Consider the following 20,579-nt stretch of genomic DNA (forward strand, 5'->3'; position numbering starts at 1 on the left):
GGTCAGCCGGGCCTTTTGCGCATGCCAAGCTGGTCGAGGATGACTGCGGGGGTCAGCGTCGAGAATTCGCCGACCTCGCGCGTCATGTGGGCCTGGTCGGCAAAACCCGCTTCGAGCGCAAGGCGGGCAAGCGGCATCGCACTTTGCCTGCGGCAGAGATCTAGAAAACGCTGGAAGCGGCGGATGCGTTCCAGGGTCTTGGCGCCATAACCGAAATGATGGTGGCAGCGGCGGCGAAGCTGTCTTTCGCTCATGCCGAGCCGGCCAAACAGACCGGAGGCCGGATGGCCGCTGTCGGCAGCGGCAAAGATCACGGCCGCATCCCGGGGCGGTTCCTCCTCATCGCGCGTGGCCTCTTCAAGCAGGCGGCCAAACAGCGCCCTCGCAGCCGAGGGATCGGGACAATCCCGAAGCCGCGCCTCGAATCCGCGCGTGTGCTTGCGGCCGATATCGGCGAGCGGCACGGAAAGGCCGACCAGCGCCGAAAGCGGCGTCTTCAGCCAGGATGCCGCAGCGCCCGGCGCAAAACGCGCGCCGATGACGGTGGAACCCGGCGGAATGAGGGGAAAGGCGGCCGTCCTGTCGGGGCCAGCGACGGCCAGCCGTCCGTCGATCCAGAGAAGATCGCAGTAACCGTCCGGTACGATCGCCACCGTTGCCGGCGGCCCGTCATCCAGCCTCTGCGACCAGAGGCGGCTGAAATGGCGCCGCAGGGCGGGTGGCGGCGCATATTCGCGGTAGCGGCCGGCGCGGGCCGCAAGCAGCGCCATGTCTTCTCGTGTTTTCGATACCAAGCGATATCTCCCGGGGTCGCGCATGATACCATGAGATAGGGCCTTGCGGGCAGGCCGCGTGAAAAATTGCGGTTTGCGGATCAGGCTGAAAAAGGCAGGTTGTCGGACAAGTCTGGAAATCAAAGCCGTATTCATGGGCTTTGCGAACCGATTAGACCCTTGGCAGACTTGCCGTTTGATGAAGACAGTGCCACAACACCGGTCCAAATGACACATCGGAGGTTTGTCGTGGAAAAGGCAGAAATCGGACTGATCGGCCTTGCGGTCATGGGCTCCAACCTGGCGCTCAACATCGCGGAGAAAGGCAATAAAATTGCGGTCTTCAACCGCACGCCGGAAAAAACCGACGAATTCTACGAAAGCGCCGGCGATCTGAAAAAGCAGATCATTCCCTGCAAGACCATCGAGGAGTTCGTCGATGCGATCCGGCCGCCGCGTCCGATCATCATCATGATCAAGGCCGGCGAGGCCGTCGACCAGCAGATGGAAGCGCTACGCCCGCACCTGTCCAAGGGCGACATCATGATCGACGCCGGCAACGCCAATTTCCGCGACACCGTCGCCCGCTTCGACCGCCTCAAGAACACCGATCTCACCTTCATCGGCATGGGCGTTTCCGGCGGCGAGGAAGGCGCGCGCCATGGCCCTTCGATCATGGTCGGCGGCACCGAGGAATCCTGGAAGCGCGTCGAGAAGGTGCTGACCTCGATCGCCGCCCGCTACAATGACGAGCCCTGCGTCGCCTGGCTTGGCAATGACGGCGCCGGCCACTTCGTCAAGACCATCCATAACGGCATCGAATATGCCGACATGCAGATGATCGCCGAAATCTACGGCATCCTCCGCGACGGCCTCGGCAAGAGCGCCTCCGAAATCTCCGGCATCTTCGGCGAATGGAACAAAGGCCGGCTGAACTCCTACCTGATCGAAATTTCCGAGAAGGTGCTGGCAGCGGCCGATCCGATCTCCGGCGGTCCGATGGTCGACATGATCCTCGACAAGGCCGGCCAGAAGGGCACTGGCAAATGGTCGGCGATCGAAGCGCAGAATATGGGCATTCCGGCCACGGCGATCGAAGCCGCGGTCGCTGCCCGCAGCATCTCGTCGACGAAGTCCGAGCGCGAAGCCGCCGAAAAGATCTTCGGCAATCTCGGCGGCGCCTTTTCGATCGCCTACGGCCCCGAGTTCAACAAGGATCTGGAACTGGCGCTGTTTGCCGGCAAGATCGGCGCCTATGCGCAGGGCTTCGCGGTGATGGCGGAAGCGTCCAGGGAATTCAACTGGTCGCTGCCGATGCCTGTTATCGCCAAGATCTGGCGCGCCGGCTGCATCATCCGCTCACAGTTCCTCGACGAGATCACCAAGGCCTTCACCGATGCGCCCGATGCGGCGAACCTCATCGTGACGCCGGCCTTCTCTTCCATGGTCAAGGAATCGATCCCGGCGCTGCGCCGCGTCGTGACCGCCGCTCTCGCCGCCGGCCTGCCGGTACCGGCGCTGACCTCGGCGCTCACCTATTTCGACGCCTACCGCCAGGGCAGGGGAACCGCCAACCTCATCCAGGCCCAGCGCGACTTCTTCGGCGCCCACGGTTTCGACCGCCTGGATGGCAAGGATTTCCATCACGGCCCCTGGGGCAGCGGCGCGGCGACCTTCTGAGGTTTGCGCAGAAGAGATCGAGGAAGCCCGGCCATCGCGCCGGGCTTTTTCGTGAGGGCCTCGCTCGCTGCGCCACGCCTTCCGGTGAAGTAGCCCGGGTTGCTGATTTTCGACTTTCCCTTCATAGAATCTGCCGAACATTGCCCGGAGGAATGACAGAGATGCTAATGCGATACGAGACGCCGACGGATATCGATGCGATCCATGAGCTGACGTCGATCGCCTTTGCGCCCATGCCCTATAGCGAGGGTACGGAGGCGGAAATTATCCGCAGGCTTCGCGCGAGCGGTGATCTGGCGATATCGCTGGTCGCCGAAGAGGAAGGCGAGATAGTGGGGCATGTCGCGTTTTCGCCGGTGGCGATCGATGGCGCGCATGGCGGCTGGTTCGGGCTGGGCCCAATATCGGTCAGGCCGGAGAGACAGCGGCAGGGCATCGGCAAGGCGCTGATTGCAAAGGGGCTCGCATTGCTGGAGGGGATGGGCGCCAGCGGATGCGCGCTGATCGGCAATCCCGATGTCTACCGCGGAGCGGGTTTCAGCAGCGACGGGAAACTCGGCTATCACGATCTCGATACGCGGCTCGTGCAGCGCATCGTCTTTCGCGGGCCGGCACCCAGCGGCACGCTTCGGTTCGCTCCGGCGTTCGAAAGCTAGATGTTCGCAGAAAGGCGATGACATGTCCGGGACGGGCGCGATTACTCTCCGAACCGAACGCCTTAGGCTTCGTATGCCCGAGATCGATGACTTCGCTGCCTATGCGCGGCTGATGGATTCGCCGCGGTCTGCCGGAATGGGCGGTCCGTTCGATCTCAGGGCCGCGTGGGGGATGTTCTGTCACGACGTGGCGCTCTGGCAGCTTTTCGGGCATGGAGCGCTGATGATCGAGCTGGCCGAGAGCGGCGAATGCGTCGGCCAGGTGGGGATCAATCACGGGCCGCTCTTTCCGGAGAAGGAACTGGGGTGGTTCGTCTACGAAGGCCATGAGGGCCGGGGCTATGCGACGGAGGCGGCGCTGGCGCTGCGGGACTGGGCCTTTTCGACGCTTAAGCTACCATCGCTCGTCAGCTATATCGCTCCCGGCAATGCAGCATCCGTTGCCGTTGCGGAACGGCTGGGGGCGCATCTCGATCCGACGGCGCCTCGAACCGATCCTGCCGATCTCGTCTATCGTCACCTTGTCTCCTGAGATTATGGTCGCAGCCAAAAGACGGTTGACGGACGTCTCAATCCTTACATCTTGATGGATCAGGATCGGGCTCTGCAGGAGATGGGGTGCCGGATGACCGACGCGAAACGGGAGCATTGGGACGAGGTCTATCGCACGAGAGCGGCCGACAGCGTCAGCTGGTATCAGCCGATGCCGGAGCCTTCTCTGCGGGCGCTTGACGAGCTGCAGCTGCCGGCCACCGCCGCGCTGATCGATGTCGGCGGCGGCGCGTCGAGCCTTGTCGATCGTCTGATCGAGCGCGGCTGGCCCGACCTTTCGGTTCTCGATATCGCCGCCCCGGCGCTCGAGGTCGCCAAGGCGCGGCTGCGGGGCGAGGCGGCTCGCGTCGACTGGATGGTGGCCGATGTCACCATATGGCGACCCGGGCGCCATTATGACGTATGGCACGACCGCGCGGTCTTTCATTTCCTCACCGAGCCGGAGCAGCGGCTGGCCTATCGCAACGCCCTTGAAGCCGGCACGGCACCGGGCAGCGTCGTGATCATCGCGACCTTCGCGCCGGACGGGCCGGAGCGGTGCAGCGGTCTGCCGGTCCAGCGCTATGATGCGGCGGCGCTTGCGGCGGAATTCTCCTCTGCCTTCGTGCTGGAGCGCGAGTGGCGGGAGGAGCATAGGACGCCTGCCGGAGGCCGGCAGTCGTTCCAGTGGTGTGTTTTGCGCAGGCGCTGAGTCTGTTTGCGCAAGCGACCTGAGGGGTACAGGCGCTTGTTGATGAAGTTCGTTTTTATTGGTCGTCATCCTCGACCTTGTGTCGAGGATCTGCTGCCCTATCGATCGGGGGGCAGATGCTCGGGACAGGCCCGAGCATGACGAAAGGAGAGCTTGGGGCGGTGTCCTCGGCAGTCTGAGTAAGCCGAGAGGCGGCTACTTCGCCGCAAGGCGGTCGAGGATTAAATTGGCGCGGTCGGCAACCGGAGTTTTCGGCAGGATAACGACTTCGTAGCCGAGCGCCGGATAGGTCGCGGCAAGCCGGTCATATTCCGCGACAGCCTCATCGAAACCGTGGCGCCGCTCGGGATCTGTGGTGTAGATCTCGGGCCATGGCGGCGTCAGGAAGACGGTTTGGTGATAGCGGTGGACGGCGCTCAATTTTTGGAGCACCGGTTCGCCGGTCAGGTGCTGGAGCGCCGAGGCGGCATCGATCAGGCCGCGGTCGAAAAACGTCCAGCCGGCCTGTCCTTTTGCGCCGCGTGGTCGGCCGTTGCCATCTCGATTGCGCGGCGGGCGAAGGCAACCGCGTCGATCCAGGGCAGGGCCGTGCCATTGCTCTCGAGCTCCTGCTTGACGATCCTGCGGCCGGGCTCCTCGACGATCGCGTGACCGCGGCGGCCAAGCTCCGCAAGCAGCGTCGATTTTCCGCCGCCGGAACATCCTGAGATCAGGACCGACCTGCTCATGATCTAGCCCGCCCGGCGGGAGCGCGCCATGCCGTGCTCGACCAGCCGGTCGATGACCTCGGCATAGCTGACGCCGCTTGCCGCCATCGCCTTGGAATACATGCTGATATCGGTGAAGCCGGGAATGGTGTTGAGCTCATTGATGACGAAACGCATGTCGGAGGTCAGGAAAAAGTCGACGCGGGCCATGGCGTCGCAACCGACGGCCCGGAAGGCCTTGGCGGCCATATCGCGCATGGCGGCCTCGATTTCCGGCGGTAGCTCGGCCGGCACTTTCAGCGCAGCGCCGTTTTCATCGATATATTTGGCGTCGTAATTGTAAAAGCCGTGGCTTTCCGCCGGCACGATCTCGCCCGGCCGGGAGACGAAGAGTTCGCCTGCCGTATCCTCCAGCACGCTGAATTCGATCTCGCGGCCGGCGATGAATTCCTCAGCAAGCAGCGTGCGGTCATGGCGAAAGCCTCCAGCAAGGGCCGCGGCAAACTCCTGGCTGGCATGGACCTTGGCGACGCCGACGGACGATCCCTGCCGCGCCGGCTTGATGAAAAGCGGCAGGCCGAGCTCGCTTTCGAGCCTATCCAGCGAAGGGGCTGCACCCTCGTGGATCGTCACGGCGCGCGCGACCGGCAGCCCCGCCGCCTTGAGCAAGCGCTTGGCGATATCCTTGTCGAGGGCTGCGGCGGAGCCGAGAATGCCGCAGCCGGCGAGCGGCACACGCGCCACCTCGGCTGCGCCCTGCACCGATCCGTCTTCGCCATGCGGGCCGTGCAGAACCGGAAACAGGATGTCGATCTCCGGCAGTGCATGCGGTGCGCCATGGGCTGACATCGCCAGCATCCGGCCTCGGCCGCCCGGCACCAGGCAGATCTCCGTGCCCAATGATGGTGTGGCCAGCACGCCGTTCTCGAAGCTGCTCAGCAGCCATTGTCCCTCTCGGGTGACAAAGACGGGGATAGCGTCGTATTTCGCCGGGTCGAGCGCGCCGATGACATTGGTCGCCGAAAGGATGGAAACCTCATGCTCGGCCGAGCGGCCGCCGAAGAGTACGGCGATGCGCAGCCGGTTTACGGAAGGGGCCATGAAAATCTCCTGATGATCTGGGGTGAGTGGGATCAGCCGTCGACCGATATGCCACGATTGGCGAAGAAGCGATCGAAGGTGGCAAGCGGCAGCGTGACATCCGCCTGGCTTGCCGTGTCATGGCCGGACGGATTGTGGAAGCGGATCGTCTGCGGCGAGGCTGCCGTCACCAGCACAAGATGCCCGCCCTTTGCAGGCGGCTCGCGTTCCGGCCAGCGGATCCCGGGATGCACCGAGGCGATGAAGAAGCGCCGCTTCGACAGGATGTCGGGGAGGGCCGCTGTCTGGACGCCGGTCATCGTCTCGGCGCCGAGCGCGAAGCGGTCGCTGACGAAGCGGACGAAAGGCGCATAGATCAGCCCCTTGATCGAGGCGTCGACATCGTTGACGACGTAACCGCCATAGGCGGTGCAGGCGCGGGCAAGCTCCAGCGTCGGATGGATCTCGCCGCGCGCCGCAAGGATCATCTTCAGGCAGGCCATGCCGCAGACATTGACGGCCCAGCGTATATATTCCTCGATCGTCGCGGCTCCCGAATGACGCCAGAGCGGATCGCCGAGCAGGGCCTGCGCGCCCTCGGCAACCACCGGCAGCGTCATTTCAGGCGTTTCCCATTGACTGAAATACGGCACGCCGCTCTGCTGCATATGATCGAGATCCCCCGTGGCTCCTCTGCGGGGATGGCCGCCAATCAAGGCTTTTTCGAGCCGTTGCGCCGCTTTCTGAAGCCGGGAGGAAAATCGGCCATCGTGGTTCTGGCCCGATGGCCGCTTCGTCCGATTGGCTCTCAGGAACTTGTCAGGCGATTGGGGATAAGTTCCGAGTGCATCCAGTGCGTTTCACTTTGAACGTGATTTGCCCGCACATATTTACCCATGCGGATCGGCATTTCGGCTTCCGGGAACGCATCGGCGATCCGAACGACAAATCCCTCCTGCCTGGTTCTGTCCAGCGAGGCCGCAATCCCTTCGAACAGCCCCGGTTTGTAAGGGCCGCGATAGAGTGTCGACACCGGGACGATGCCCAGTTCCTCGAATCGAGCCAGCGTCAGATCCCAGGATTGAACTTCATCGCCGACAATCCAAGCGAAGCCCAAGAAATAAGACGGCAGATTGTCATAGCCGACGGAGTGTCTGGCATAGAGATTCTCGCCGATAATGCGCTCGCCGTCCTCCAGCTGCAGCTGTATCCCGGCGGCAAAAGCTTTCAGCCAGTCGCGCGAGGGATGGTAGCGGCTATCGGGACTGCGGGCATAGGAGCCAGCCCGGTGGATAGTGGTGTTCTCGCCGTCCATCTTCTCGGTTATGAGGAGATCGCCGACCGTCAGTCCGTCAAGCGCCGTCATGACTTTGTCGTCGCTTGTCGCGCCCGGTGAGATCGGCAGATGATAGGTGCGCCCGTATTTCTTCATGGTGAGGAAGGCATAGCCGCTAGCGATTGCACGACGCAAGGGCGTGCCTTCGCCGTCGGCAGCGAAGTGGGCAGTCGGATATTCTGCCGAGAGATGAGTGTGCTGGTCAGTGTGAATTCTTCGCGATAATCACAAATTCCGTTTTCCGTCCTCCACGTTTGTGGCCGGAGATGAGCCGGATAAGGAACCCCGTCGATTCATATAGCCAGTAGAGCGGCGGCATTCGCTTCCGCAGCGCATCGACATGGGTTGAAATATACTCGCCGACGAACACAACCTCCATTCCGAGCTGCCGCAAGGTCGCGGCGATTTCCGAATGGGAGGCATCGACGGAATGTTCGACCGGGAAGGGAGCATAGCCCGGCTTGCCGGCGTTCGGTTGCTTCAGGATGAGGCGATAGAACATGACATGCACCCAACGGGGCGTCATGGTGGTGACCATGCCTTTGATCGATGTCGAGATCGGTCCCTTGACCACAACTACGCCTCCCGGAGAGAGCGTATTGGCTGCTTTCGATAGTGCTGATTTCGGGCTTTCGACATGCTCCAGCACGTCCCAGAAGACGCAGGCGTCGAAGACGCGCCCGCCATAGTCCACGGTCTGGGCGTCGCCTAAAATCTTCTCGCTTGCATATCTGTTTTTGTCGAGCTGCTCCCTGGAAATATCCAGAGCAGTATATTCGGCACCCTCGACATAGACATAGGTCCTGCTGCCTCCTCCGACCTCAAGAATTTTCGGATGCGGCTTGGTTAAAAGAGCGGGACCAGCATGGGCTAAGACATCATTCTCCCAAGGTGACGGCATGTTTCTCCCCCAGGATGTTGCCGTTACACTTGTTAAAATACTCACGAATTGCATGTGCATGCAACCGCTAATCATTGATATTGGGTGACATCGACTGTCGGCATGATGTGGATGCTATCATCTTCCGAAAGAAATTCTGTGCCAAATCAAGACGATGGGGCGTCCCTGCGTGCCCTTTCGGGCGCGCTTCGTGTCTCGGACATATGGGAACGGGAGGTCCCTACCGCTCGCCCTCCGGCCAAGTCGGCTGGCTGATGCTCTGCAGCAGTTCCGGCTCGACGCCATCGATGCGGGCGATGACGGCCTTGGCCATTTCGCGGCCGGCCTGGCGCACGTCTTCCTGGGCGGTGATGATCTCGGGGCGGATCCAGTTGAGGATCGGCACGGATTGCTTGGAGACCATGTCGAGATCGCGCCCGAGCGCCTTGCCGGCGGCCTCGATGCCGGCATTGACGGCGATCGCCGCGCTGCCGGCCGAACAGACGATGCCGTCAGGCGGATTGGGCGAGCGCATCATCACCTCAATGACATCGCGGATATCGGCAAGCGGCGCATCGGTGTTGATGCGCAGCGGCACCTCCTCGGCGCCGTAATCGTGCAGTCCGGTCTGAAAGCCGATCCGGATATGGGCGTAGTAAGTGAGTTTGCTTGGTGGCTGCAGCAGGGCAATGCGCCGCCGGCCGCGCTTGACGAGCCGCTCCACCGCCTGATGGGCGAAGGCCTCGTTGTCGAAATCGTGGAAAGGGTGCGTCAGACCCGCATCGGTGCGCCCATGGGTGGCAAAGGGCATGCCGCGCTCGGTCAGAAGCCGCACGCGCGGATCGTCCGGCTCGATGCGCGAGATGATCACGCCGTCGGCCGAGCCGGTCTCAAGGATATAGCGCACCGGCAGCATCGGATCTTTGCTGTGGGAATGCGGCGTGACGACGATATGATAGGGCGTGCCGGACAGCACCTCCGAAATGCCGAAGACCATCTGGCTCGAAAAGCCCATGATCTCCTCGTCGATGCTGAGGACGAGGGCGATGACGTTGGTCTTGCCGGTGCGCAGGCGCACGCCCGCCCTGTTCGGCTGGTAGCCGAGCTGACGGGCGACCATGCGCACCCGTTCCTTGGTTTCGGCTCCAATGTCCGGCGCATCCTTCAGCGCGCGGGAAACCGTCGTCACGCCGAGGCCGGTCATGAAGGCGATCGTCTTCAATGTCGGGCGCTCGCGCGTTACGGCCGTCGATGCCGCTTGTCCGAAATTTCCCTTGTTTTCCATCCCTGTAGGCCTGCCTCACGCGAATTGGTCTCGCTTATAGAGGCTTTTTCAGGCGCCGTAAGCCCGCCGCCTGCCAAAATCGCGCCTCCCTGAGGAAGGCAATCTGTAACGATACAGTAGAAATGTCGAGTGCTTTTTCTTGTGTGCGTCGCAATATCATTCTCATAGGTTGAATCGGCGATTTGCCCGCGATTTTTCTGCAGTTGCGAAGGGCATGGTCCGCCAGCTCAGTTTGTACAGCGAAATTATACGTTTATTTTCAGTTATATAAATGGAAAACGCATATGCGAGAACGCCGAAAGAATGTACGATTTTGTGAGTGTGGAGAGGCGATTGGGAACAGTCAGAAGTGGCAATCCGGATCTTTAAGGAAAAATTTACAGGCGGGCAGTTGCGTGCGGAAATCGATTGATCTAAGTTTTTCCGGCAACGTTTCAGTGAGGGAGGAGAACTCATGAAAATTCGTATGATGGCGGCTATGCTTGCCGCTTCCGCCGCGCTTCCGATCAGCGCGAACGCCACCGATCTCGAAGTCACGCATTGGTGGACGTCAGGCGGCGAGTCCGCGGCCGTCGCCGAACTGGCCAAGGCCTTCGACGCCACCGGCAACCACTGGGTTGACGGCGCCATCGCTGGTTCCGGCGGCACCGCCCGTCCGATCATGATCAGCCGCATCACCGGCGGCGATCCGATGGGCGCGACCCAGTTCAACCACGGCCGCCAGGCCGAGGAACTCGTTCAGGCCGGCCTGATGCGCGATCTGACCGATGTGGCCACCGCCGAGAAGTGGAAGGACATCATTCGTCCGTCGAGCCTGCTCGACTCCTGCACCATCGACGGCAAGATCTATTGCGCTCCCGTCAACATCCATTCCTGGCAGTGGCTTTGGCTATCGAACGCCGCCTTCAAGAAGGCCGGCGTCGAAGTTCCGAAGAACTGGGACGAGTTCGTCGCTGCCGCTCCGGCTCTTGAAAAGGCCGGGATCATCCCGCTCGCCGTCGGCGGTCAGCCGTGGCAGGCAACGGGCGCTTTCGACGTGCTGATGGTCGCCGTCGCCGGCAAGGACGTCTTCAACAAGGTCTTCAAGGACAAGGACGCGGAAGTTGCCGCCGGTCCTGAAATCGCCAAGGTCTTCAAGGCCGCCGACGATGCCCGCCGCATGTCCAAGGGCAGCAACGTCCAGGATTGGAACCAGGCGACCAACCTCGTCATCACGGGCAAGGCCGGCGGCCAGATCATGGGTGACTGGGCGCAGGGCGAATTCGCACTCGCCGGTCAGAAGGCCGGCACCGACTATACCTGCCTGCCGGGCCTCGGCGTGAACGAGATCATCTCAACCGGCGGCGACGCCTTCTACTTCCCGCTGCTGAAGGACGAGGAAAAGTCCAAGGCGCAGGCCGTGCTTGCCAAGACGCTGCTCGATCCCAAGACGCAGGTTGCCTTCAATCTGAAGAAGGGCTCGCTGCCGGTCCGCGGCGACGTCGATCTTGCCGCTGCCAACGACTGCATGAAGAAGGGTCTCGACATCCTGGCGAAGGGCAACGTGATCCAGGGTACCGACCAACTGCTTTCGGCCGACAGCCAGAAGCAGAAGGAAGACCTCTTCTCCGAATTCTTCGCCAATCCGTCGATGACGCCGGAAGACGCCCAGAAGCGTTTCGCCGAAATCATCTCTTCGGCTGACTGATCAGCGAATTTGCTGCCCTTGCGATCCGGCTCTTTCGGGAGCCGGATCCTCCCGGATGGTTATGGTCTTGCCGGCGCGTCCGGCAGGTTGCGGGGCAGGGGACGAAAGGTGGCCGTCATGGGCCGCAGCTGCGAGTTGAGGAGAAGTGTTCATGACGGGTCAAGCGCAAGCAGGCCGGCCAAACAAGCTACTGCGCAATCTGAATGCCAAGATTGCGTCCATTCCGATGATCCTGACAGCGCTGGTGATCTTTGTCGGCGGCACGATCTGGACGGTGTTTTATTCCTTCACCAATTCGAAGCTTCTTCCCCGGCTGAGCTTTGTCGGTTTCGACCAGTATGAGCGCCTCTGGGCGGCACCCCGCTGGGTGACGGCCATCGAGAACCTCGCGCTTTACGGCATTCTCTCGCTGATCTTCAGCCTGGTGATTGGCTTTCTGCTTGCCGCGCTCATGGACCAGAAGATCCGGTTCGAGAATACTTTCCGCACCATTTTTCTCTACCCTTTTGCGCTGTCCTTCATCGTGACGGGCCTTGTCTGGCAATGGGTTCTCAATCCTGATTTCGGCGTTCAGTCTGTGGTGCGTTCGCTCGGCTGGACGAGCTTCACCTTCAACCCGCTCTATACGCCCGAAATCGTCATCTACGGCATTCTGATCGCCGCACTCTGGCAGGGGACGGGCCTTGTCATGTGCCTGATGCTCGCTGGTCTGCGCGGCATCGACGAGGATATCTGGAAAGCGGCGCGCGTCGACGGAATACCTATGTGGAGGACCTATCTCTTCATCGTGATACCGATGATGCGGCCGGTCTTCATCACGACGATCGTCATCATCGCCTCCGGCATCGTCAAGGTCTACGACCTTGTCGTGGCGCAGACGTCGGGCGGTCCCGGCATCTCGTCGGAAGTCCCGGCAAAATACGTTTACGACTATATGTTCCAGGCGCAGAACCTGGGGCAGGGTTTCGCCGCATCGACGATGATGCTGGTCACGGTCGCGATCATCATCGTTCCGTGGGCCTATCTGGAATTCGGAGGAGGGCGCAAGCGTGGCTAATATCGGAACCCTCAATAGCACAGCAGCCGGCATCGACGCCGTTGCCCCGAGACTTGGCGAAGGCCCAAGCGGCCCGAAGCCGCGCCCAAGGCTGTCTACGCGCAATATCGTCCTCTACGGCACGCTCACGGTTGCAGCGCTTTATTACCTGCTGCCGCTCTATGTGATGGTCGTCACCTCGCTGAAGGGCATGCCGGAAATCCGCCTCGGCAATATCTTTTCGCCGCCGATGGAAATCACCTTCCAGCCCTGGGTAAAGGCCTGGGCGGAGGCCTGCACGGGCTTGAACTGCGACGGCCTGTCACGCGGCTTCTGGAACTCGGTGCGCATCACGGTGCCGTCGGTCATCATCTCGATCGCCATCGCCTCGGTGAACGGTTATGCGCTGGCGAACTGGCGCTTCAAGGGATCCGAGCTCTTCTTCTCGATCCTGATCATCGGCGCCTTCATTCCCTATCAGGTGATGATCTATCCGATCGTCATCATCCTGCGCGAAATCGGCATTTACGGAACCCTGACGGGCCTCGTCATCGTCCATTCGATCTTCGGCATGCCGATCCTGACGCTGCTCTTCCGCAACTATTTCGTGTCGCTGCCGGAGGAGCTGTTCAAGGCGGCGCGCGTCGACGGGGCGGGCTTCTGGCAGATCTTCCTGAAGATCATGCTGCCCATGTCGCTGCCGATCTTCGTCGTGGCGATGATCCTGCAGGTGACCGGCATCTGGAACGACTTCCTGTTCGGCGTCGTCTTCACCCGGCCGGACACCTATCCGATGACCGTGCAGCTCAACAATATCGTCAACTCAGTCCAGGGCGTGAAGGAATACAACGTCAACATGGCAGCAACGATCCTGACCGGCCTGGTGCCGCTCGTCGTCTATTTCGTCTCCGGGCGGCTTTTCGTTCGCGGCATCGCCGCAGGCGCAGTGAAGGGGTGATCACATGAACATGAATTCAACTGTCTCCAATTCGAGCGTCTCCATCAAGGATCTGTCGCTCAATTTCGGCGCCGTCAGCGTGCTCAAGGATCTCAACCTCGAAATCAACGACGGCGAATTCCTGGTGCTGCTCGGCTCGTCCGGCTGCGGCAAGTCGACCCTGCTGAACTGCATCGCCGGCCTTCTCGACGCTTCGGAAGGGCAGATCTTCATCAAGGGCAAGAACGTCACTTGGGAAGAACCGAAGGACCGCGGCATCGGCATGGTCTTCCAGTCCTACGCGCTCTACCCACAGATGACCGTCGAGAAGAACCTCTCCTTCGGCCTGCGCGTCGCTAAGGTACCGCAGGCCGAGATCGACAAACGCGTGGCGCGCGCCGCCGAAATCCTGCAGATCCAGCCGCTCCTGAAGCGCAAGCCGGCCGAGCTTTCCGGCGGCCAGCGTCAGCGTGTGGCGATCGGCCGGGCGCTGGTTCGCGATGTCGACGTCTTCCTGTTCGACGAGCCGCTGTCCAACCTCGACGCCAAGCTGCGCTCGGAGCTGCGCGTCGAAATCAAGCGCCTGCACCAGTCGCTTGAGAATACGATGATCTACGTCACGCACGACCAGATCGAGGCGCTGACACTTGCCGACCGCATTGCCATCATGAAGAGCGGCATCATTCAGCAGCTCGACGATCCGACGACGATCTACAACCGGCCGCGCAATCTCTTCGTCGCCGGCTTCATCGGCTCGCCGTCGATGAACTTCCTGCGCGGCGAGCTGGTCAAGTCAGGCGACGGCATCGCCTTCGTGGCGAACGGGGTAACGTTCTCGCTCGCCGGCTACGAGGCCAACGAACCGCTGCAGCCCGGCCGCAAGGTGGTGCTCGGTGTTCGCCCCGAGCACATCAAGGTCAACGAGAATACCGGCGGCGAGGAACATGACGCCACCGTCGATATCGAGGAGCCGATGGGTGCGGACAATCTTCTGTGGCTGAAACATGCCGGCCACACGATGTCGGTCCGCGTCAACGGCGCCCGCCGCTTCAATGTCGGAGCCAAGGTGAAGCTGAGTTTCGACATGGCGCTGGCTTCGGTGTTCGATGCGGAGAGTGAGCTGCGGCTTTAGGGAGATTCTGCGAGCGGGCCGGATGGCGCCGCCTGCTTGCTGCAAGGCTATGGGTATGAATTCGGCGGATATTCCACTCTCCCTCATTCTTGTGCTTGTCACAGGAATCCAGCGCGCCCAAGTCCTTGGGCGCGGGAGACTCTCTTGTCTGGATAAGATTCATTCACCGCGCAGACGCGCGGTGGCTGGATTCCTGTGACAAGCACAGGAATGAGGGAGGAGAGGTTGAGCGTCTCTCGTGAGCAATAAGAACCGAGGCTAATCAAGCCTTCCGAACGACAACGTGGCGGACAGCCACCATGTGCCGCCTTTAAAATGCAAATCGGAAATGAAATCGTGACACAACAACCGCCTCCCACCAGCATCGACCTTTCCGGATCGTGGCAGCTTAACTCCGTCGACGGTGAAATCCGGACATCAATCGTGCTGCCAGGCGACGTGCACACTGCGCTTCACCGGGCCGGTCTGATCCCCGATCCTTATTTCGGCCGCAACGAGGAGAAGGTGCAGTGGGTCGCCCAGCGTGAATGGGCGGTCGAGCGCAGCTTTACGGTGCAGGAGGCGGAGGGCGACTGGTATCTCGATGTCGATTATCTCGACACCGTCGCCAGCGTCTACGTCAACGGTTTCCTGGCGCTCGAAGCCGATAACAGCTTCCGCCGCTACCGGCCTGACGTTTCGAGCATGCTGAAATCGGGCGACAACATCATCCGCATCGTCTTTGCTTCCAACCCCGGCGTCGGAGCCGCGCGGCAGAAGCAGCAGCCCTTCTACATTCCCTACAGCACCGGCAATTCGCCGATCCCCGACGGCAACATGCTGCGCAAGCCGCAATGCCATTTCGGCTGGGACTGGAATATCGCCATTGCGCCTTTCGGCCTCTACGGCACGGTCGCGCTGAAGAAGCTCGAGACGGCGCGCATCGAACATGTGGTCACCCGCCAGACGCATAACAGTGACGGTTCCGTCGACCTGACGGTGACGGCGAGCCTCTACGCCAAGCAGACCGGCGTCGCCCAGGTCTATTTCGATCTCGACGGCGAGCGCGTGCGCCTCGATGTCGGGGTCAAGGGCGAGACTGATGTCAACTATCTCTTCCATATCGACACGCCGCGCCTGTGGTGGCCGTCCGGCAGCGGCGAGCAGGCGCTCTATACGCTGTCCGTCGAGCTGTCCGACGAGGTGGTGACGAAGCAGATCGGCCTTCGCACCATCGAGCTGATCACCACGCCGGATGCTTCAGGCGCCCGTTTTGCCTTCAAGGTCAACGGCCGCGAGATCTTCTGCCGCGGTGCCAACTGGATCCCCGCCGACGCGCTCTATTCGCTGTCTTCGCCGGAGAAGACGAAAGATCTGCTGCAATCGGCGAAAGCCGCCAATATGAATATGATCCGCGTCTGGGGCGGCGGCTTCTACGAGCAGGATCATTTCTACGACATCTGCGACCGGCTGGGCCTGATGGTCTGGCAGGACTTCATGTTCGCCTGCAACCTCTATCCCTCGACCGAAGATTTTCTCGAGAACGTGGCGATCGAGGTCGATTACCAGGTGCGCCGGCTCTCCTCGCATCCCTCGATCGCGCTCTGGTGCGGCGACAACGAGCTTGTCGGTGCGCTGACCTGGTTCGAGGAGTCCAGGAAGGACCGCGACCGCTATCTCGTCTCCTACGACCGCCTCAACCGGACGATCGAGCAGGCGGTGAAGAAGGCGCTGCCCGGCGCGCTCTGGTGGCCGTCGAGCCCGGCCTCCGGCTATCTCGATTTCGGCGATGCCTGGCATGCCGACGGCTCCGGCGACATGCACTACTGGTCGGTCTGGCACGAGAACAAGTCGTTCGACAATTACCGTTCGGTGCGGCCGCGCTTCTGCTCGGAATTCGGCTTCCAGTCCTATACCTCGCTGCCTGTCATCAAGACCTATGCCGAGGAGAAGGATATGAATATCGCTTCTCCTGTCATGGAGCTGCACCAGAAGAATGCCGGCGGCAACGAGCGCATCGCCGGCACGATGTTCCGCTATTTCCGCTTCCCGAAGGACTTTCCGAACTTCGTCTATCTCTCCCAGATCCAGCAGGGCCTGGCGATCAAGACGGCGGTGGAATACTGGCGCTCGCTCAAGCCCCATTGCATGGGCACGATCTACTGGCAGCTCAACGACACCTGGCCGGTCGCTTCCTGGTCGAGCCTGGATTACGGCGGGCGCTGGAAGGCGATGCATTATCTCGTCAAGCGCTTCTTCCAGCCGGTGGCGGTCGCCGCCATTCCCTCCGAAGACGGCAAGACGATCCGCTTCTCGCTTGTTAACGACACGCTCGCCGATGTCAGCGTCGATCTTTCGATTTCGCTGCTGACGATGAAGGGCGAGCGGAAGCACCTGAGAGACGTGCAGGCGGTCTGCTCTCCGGATGCGGCGGTGACGGCTGCGACCATCGACATTTCCGAAATCGGCGAGGGGACGCTGCTTGCCTGGCGTTTCACCGCGTCGAATGGCATGGGCGGCGAAGGCCACCATGTCCAAGGCACCTACAAGGCGCTGGAGCTGGAACCGTCAGGGCTTGTTGTCACCCATGAATATGTCGAGGCGAGCAGCGCGATAGACATCAACGTCACCGCCAAGGGACTTGCACTCTTCGTGATGATCGAGAGCGAGACGGACGGCAAATATTCCGACAACGCTTTCGATCTTGCCGCCGGCGAAAGCCGTCGCATCACCTTCACCCCGGCACATCAGCTCGAACGCGACAAGCTGCCGGACTTTCGGTTTTACGACCTGCATTCCTGCCAATCGGCGGATTGATCTTCCCAAGCATGGGCACGAGGCCCAAGGAGAACATGATGACGAAACTCAGCTACCAGCTCTACAGTGCGCGTAATTTTCAGCCCTATTCGGCGATTTTCGAGAAGCTCGGCAAGGCGGGCTATGCCGAAGTCGAGGGCTTCGGCGGCATCTATGCCGATCTCGACGACGCCGGCTTGAAGAGCCTTCGCGCCGAGCTCGACAAGAACGGCCTCGTGATGGCGAGCGGCCATTTCAGCCCCGATTTCCTGGAGAAGGAGGTCCAGAAGTCGCTCAATATTGCCAAGATTCTCGGTATGGACTCGATCTATGCACCGCATCTGGCTGCTGAACAGCGCCCCTCCGACGCTGCCGGCTGGACCGCCTTCGGCAAGCGCCTGCAGGAGATGAGCAAGCCTTACAAGGAAGCGGGCTACGAGTTCGGCTGGCACAACCATGATTTCGAGTTCGTCAAGCTGGCCGATGGCTCGCTGCCGATCGAGCGCATCTTCGAAGGCGCGCCTGACATTTCCTGGGAAGCCGATATCGCCTGGGTCATCCGCGGCGGCGCCGATCCCTTCGCCTGGATCGAAAAGCTCGGACCGCGCATCACTTCGGTCCACGTCAAGGACATTGCGCCGGCAGGCGAAGCGAAGGACGAGGACGGCTGGTCCGATGTCGGCCATGGCAAGGTCGAGTGGGCCAAGCTGATTGCAGCGCTTCGCGGCACCAAGGCCAAGCACTTCGTCGTCGAACATGACAACCCGAAAGACATCGACCGCAACATCAGCCGCTCGATCGCATCCTTCAAGACTTATTGAGGCACATCATGACCAGGGAACTTGGCGTCGGCATCATCGGATGCGGCAACATCTCCACCACCTATTTCTCGCTCGCACCGCTCTTCAAGGGGCTGAAGGTGCTGGCCTGCGCCGATATCAACGTGCAGGCCGCCGAAGCCCGCGCCAAGGAATATGGCGTGAAGGCACAGACGATCGACGCGCTTCTCGCCAATGACGAGATCGACGTCGTCGTCAACCTGACCATTCCGGATGCGCATTTTCCGGTATCGAAGGCGATCCTCGAAGCCGGTAAGCACGTCTATTCGGAAAAGCCGCTGGTGCTTACGCTGGAGCAGGGCGAAGAGCTTCGCCGCATCGCCAAGGCGAAGAATCTCGCCGTCGGCTGCGCGCCGGACACTTTCTTGGGCGGCGCACACCAGCTCGCCCGCAAGTTCATCGACGATGGCGGCATCGGCCGGGTCACCTCCGGCGCCTGCTATGTCATGAGCCCCGGCATGGAAATGTGGCATCCGAACCCGGATTTCTTCTTCCTGCCGGGCGGCGGCCCGATCCTTGATCTCGGCCCGTACTACATCGCCAACCTGATCAACCTGATCGGCCCGGTCAAACGCGTCGGTGCCATGACCTCGATGGCATCGCCGACCCGCACTATCACCAGTGAGCCGCGCAACGGCGAGATCATCCCGGTCAAAACGCCGACGACGATCCAGGCGCTGCTCGAATTCGTGAACGGCGCCACGGTGACACTGTCGGCAAGCTGGGACGTGTGGTCGCACCGCCATGCAAACATGGAGCTCTACGGCACCGACGGCTCGCTCTACGTGCCGGACCCGAACTTCTTCGGCGGCACCGTCGAGGCAAGCGGCCGCGACAAGGACATCAAGCCGCTGGAAGACTGGGACCATCCCTTCGGCAAGATCAACCAGGAAAGCCCCAGCGGCTCGCGCGCCAACTACCGCACCGCCGGCCTTGCCGACATGGCGATGGCGCTGATCGAAGGCCGTGACGCGCGCTGCTCGCTCGACCGCACGCTGCACGGTGTCGACGTGATGACCTCGATCCTGAAGTCAGGCGAGGAGGGCCGTTTCATCGACCTCACCACGACCTGCACGCAGCCGGCTGCGCTCGGCATCGAAGAGGCGCAGGCGCTGTTGAAGTAAAGTGAGGACGCGCGTCGGTGCGCTTTTGCCCGGCGCGCGTGCTCCCATGCCTCCGTCATCCTCGGGCTTGTCCCGAGGATCTACTGACAGGACGGCAGATCCTCGGGACAAGCCCGAGGATGACGACGTTCGTCGGCGGAGGGCCTTCGCCGGGGAGGCGAGTATGCTTGCCGAGAGCACGGCAGATGATCGGCAGACGGCCGAACATGACGGTGGGGATTTTTAGCTTTCGGCCGCCGCTCAGGACGGATACGAAAGGGAAGCAATTTTAGACAGGTTCAGGAGACTTCCATATGAGCTGGCAACCGGCCGCAGACCGTTATTCGAAGATGAAATATAACCGCGTCGGGCGTTCGGGCCTGAAGCTTCCGGCCGTTTCCCTCGGCCTCTGGCACAATTTTGGCGGCGACACGCCGCATGAGCGTAAGATCGACATGTGCCGCACGGCCTTCGATCTCGGCATCACGCATTTCGACCTCGCCAACAATTACGGCCCGCCTCCCGGCAGTGCCGAAACGGCTTTCGGCGAGATTCTGCGCACTGAATTTGCCGGGCTTCGCGACGAACTGATCATCTCTTCGAAAGCCGGCTACGACATGTGGCCGGGTCCCTATGGCGAATGGGGCAGCCGCAAGTATCTGATCGCCTCTTGCGACCAGAGCCTGAAGCGCATGGGCCTCGACTATGTCGATATCTTTTATTCGCATCGTTTCGACCCGGACACGCCGCTCGAGGAAACCTGCGGGGCGCTCGACCATATCGTCCGCTCCGGCCGGGCGCTTTATGTCGGCATCTCCTCCTATAATTCGCAGCGCACCCGCGAAGCCGCCGCGATCCTGAAGAGCCTCGGCACGCCTTGCCTGATCCACCAGCCGAGCTATTCGATGCTCAACCGCTGGGTCGAAGACGACAAGCTGCTCGACGCGCTCGACGAGACCGGCATGGGCTCGATCGTGTTCTCGCCGCTGGCTCAGGGCATGCTGACGACGAAATATCTCGGCGGCATTCCGGCCGATAGCCGCGCCGCCCAGAACCATTTCCTGAAGCGCGACTTCATCCGGCCATCGATTATCGATAATATCAGGAAGCTGAACGAGATCGCCGAAAGGCGCGGCCAGACGCTGGCGCAGATGGCGATCGCCTGGGTGCTCCGCGGCGGACGCGTGACTTCAGCGCTGATCGGCGCCAGCCGCTCGTCGCAGATCGTCGACTGCGTTGCCGCACTCGACAATCTCGAGTTCAGCCTGGAAGAGCTTGCGGAGATCGATGTTTATGCCCGGGAGGCTGATATCAATCTGTGGGCGAAGTCGGCCGAGCGGGAATAAGGAAGGCGAGAGAGCGATCCACAGGAGAGTGGAGACTGAGGGTTGCCACCATCTCCCTCATCTCTGTGCTCGTCACAGAGATCC

At 61.6% G+C, this 20,579-nt stretch carries 18 protein-coding genes and 1 pseudogene; 12 read left to right on the top strand and 7 right to left on the bottom strand.

Features of this window, described 5'->3' with window-relative positions:
* Positions 1-2 precede the first annotated feature (2 nt).
* Positions 3-794, bottom strand: a complete 792-nt coding sequence (locus ATY76_RS05365; RefSeq protein WP_088673679.1) for a helix-turn-helix domain-containing protein — start codon at positions 792-794, stop codon at positions 3-5.
* Between the two features lie 207 nt (positions 795-1,001).
* Here ATY76_RS05365 and gndA point away from each other — a divergent pair, with 207 nt between their 5' ends.
* The 4 genes from gndA to ATY76_RS05385 all read left to right on the top strand — a co-directional run bounded on the left by gndA (position 1,002) and on the right by ATY76_RS05385 (position 4,352).
* Positions 1,002-2,453, top strand: coding sequence for an NADP-dependent phosphogluconate dehydrogenase (gndA, locus tag ATY76_RS05370; protein ID WP_190233592.1), 1,452 nt, complete (start codon positions 1,002-1,004; stop codon positions 2,451-2,453).
* Between the two features lie 161 nt (positions 2,454-2,614).
* Positions 2,615-3,109, top strand: a complete 495-nt coding sequence (locus ATY76_RS05375) for an N-acetyltransferase (RefSeq protein ID WP_088673681.1) — start codon at positions 2,615-2,617, stop codon at positions 3,107-3,109.
* Between the two features lie 22 nt (positions 3,110-3,131).
* A complete protein-coding gene (locus ATY76_RS05380; RefSeq protein WP_088673682.1) occupies positions 3,132-3,641 on the top strand; it encodes a GNAT family N-acetyltransferase in 510 nt (169 codons plus the stop codon).
* Between the two features lie 93 nt (positions 3,642-3,734).
* Complete coding sequence (locus tag ATY76_RS05385; RefSeq protein WP_088673683.1) at positions 3,735-4,352, top strand: class I SAM-dependent methyltransferase; 618 nt, start codon at positions 3,735-3,737, stop codon at positions 4,350-4,352.
* Positions 4,353-4,547: 195 nt separating this feature from the next.
* On the opposite strand, the pseudogene ATY76_RS05390 reads toward ATY76_RS05385, so the two are convergent.
* The 6 genes and pseudogenes from ATY76_RS05390 to ATY76_RS05415 all read right to left on the bottom strand — a co-directional run bounded on the left by ATY76_RS05390 (position 4,548) and on the right by ATY76_RS05415 (position 9,640).
* Positions 4,548-5,080 (bottom strand): annotated as a pseudogene (locus ATY76_RS05390) (AAA family ATPase).
* 3 nt (positions 5,081-5,083) lie between these two features.
* A complete protein-coding gene (locus ATY76_RS05395; RefSeq protein ID WP_088673684.1) occupies positions 5,084-6,160 on the bottom strand; it encodes a D-alanine--D-alanine ligase family protein in 1,077 nt (358 codons plus the stop codon).
* Positions 6,161-6,192: 32 nt separating this feature from the next.
* A complete protein-coding gene (locus ATY76_RS05400) occupies positions 6,193-6,807 on the bottom strand; it encodes a hypothetical protein (RefSeq protein ID WP_088673780.1) in 615 nt (204 codons plus the stop codon).
* 140 nt (positions 6,808-6,947) lie between these two features.
* Positions 6,948-7,505 carry an RNA ligase family protein gene (locus ATY76_RS05405; protein WP_245309707.1) on the bottom strand — a complete coding sequence of 186 codons (558 nt, stop codon included), beginning with the start codon at positions 7,503-7,505 and terminating at the stop codon, positions 6,948-6,950.
* Positions 7,506-7,677: 172 nt separating this feature from the next.
* Positions 7,678-8,376, bottom strand: a complete 699-nt coding sequence (locus ATY76_RS05410) for a class I SAM-dependent methyltransferase (RefSeq protein WP_088673685.1) — start codon at positions 8,374-8,376, stop codon at positions 7,678-7,680.
* A gap of 220 nt (positions 8,377-8,596) precedes the next feature.
* Positions 8,597-9,640, bottom strand: coding sequence for a LacI family transcriptional regulator (locus tag ATY76_RS05415; RefSeq protein ID WP_088673686.1), 1,044 nt, complete (start codon positions 9,638-9,640; stop codon positions 8,597-8,599).
* Between the two features lie 454 nt (positions 9,641-10,094).
* Here ATY76_RS05415 and ATY76_RS05420 point away from each other — a divergent pair, with 454 nt between their 5' ends.
* From ATY76_RS05420 to mgrA, 8 genes are all read left to right on the top strand, one after another.
* Entirely contained in the window at positions 10,095-11,327 is a 1,233-nt protein-coding gene (locus ATY76_RS05420; protein WP_088673687.1) for an ABC transporter substrate-binding protein, read from the top strand.
* Between the two features lie 151 nt (positions 11,328-11,478).
* Complete coding sequence (locus tag ATY76_RS05425; protein ID WP_088673688.1) at positions 11,479-12,384, top strand: sugar ABC transporter permease; 906 nt, start codon at positions 11,479-11,481, stop codon at positions 12,382-12,384.
* Positions 12,377-13,321, top strand: coding sequence for a carbohydrate ABC transporter permease (locus ATY76_RS05430; protein WP_088673689.1), 945 nt, complete (start codon positions 12,377-12,379; stop codon positions 13,319-13,321). The genes ATY76_RS05425 and ATY76_RS05430 overlap by 8 nt, the downstream gene beginning before the upstream one ends.
* 4 nt (positions 13,322-13,325) lie before the next feature.
* Complete coding sequence (locus ATY76_RS05435) at positions 13,326-14,432, top strand: ABC transporter ATP-binding protein (protein WP_088673690.1); 1,107 nt, start codon at positions 13,326-13,328, stop codon at positions 14,430-14,432.
* Positions 14,433-14,747: 315 nt separating this feature from the next.
* Complete coding sequence (locus ATY76_RS05440; protein WP_088673691.1) at positions 14,748-17,228, top strand: glycoside hydrolase family 2 protein; 2,481 nt, start codon at positions 14,748-14,750, stop codon at positions 17,226-17,228.
* A gap of 38 nt (positions 17,229-17,266) precedes the next feature.
* A complete protein-coding gene (locus ATY76_RS05445; protein ID WP_088673692.1) occupies positions 17,267-18,028 on the top strand; it encodes a sugar phosphate isomerase/epimerase in 762 nt (253 codons plus the stop codon).
* A gap of 8 nt (positions 18,029-18,036) precedes the next feature.
* On the top strand, positions 18,037-19,170 hold the full coding sequence (locus ATY76_RS05450; RefSeq protein ID WP_088673693.1) for a Gfo/Idh/MocA family oxidoreductase: 1,134 nt from the start codon (positions 18,037-18,039) through the stop codon (positions 19,168-19,170).
* A 293-nt stretch (positions 19,171-19,463) separates the two neighbouring features.
* Positions 19,464-20,495: an L-glyceraldehyde 3-phosphate reductase gene (gene mgrA / locus ATY76_RS05455; protein WP_088673694.1), complete on the top strand. Its 1,032-nt coding sequence runs from the start codon at positions 19,464-19,466 to the stop codon at positions 20,493-20,495.
* Positions 20,496-20,579: the final 84 nt, after the last annotated feature.

Source organism: Rhizobium sp. R339 (assembly GCF_002211395.1).
GTDB lineage: Bacteria > Pseudomonadota > Alphaproteobacteria > Rhizobiales > Rhizobiaceae > Rhizobium.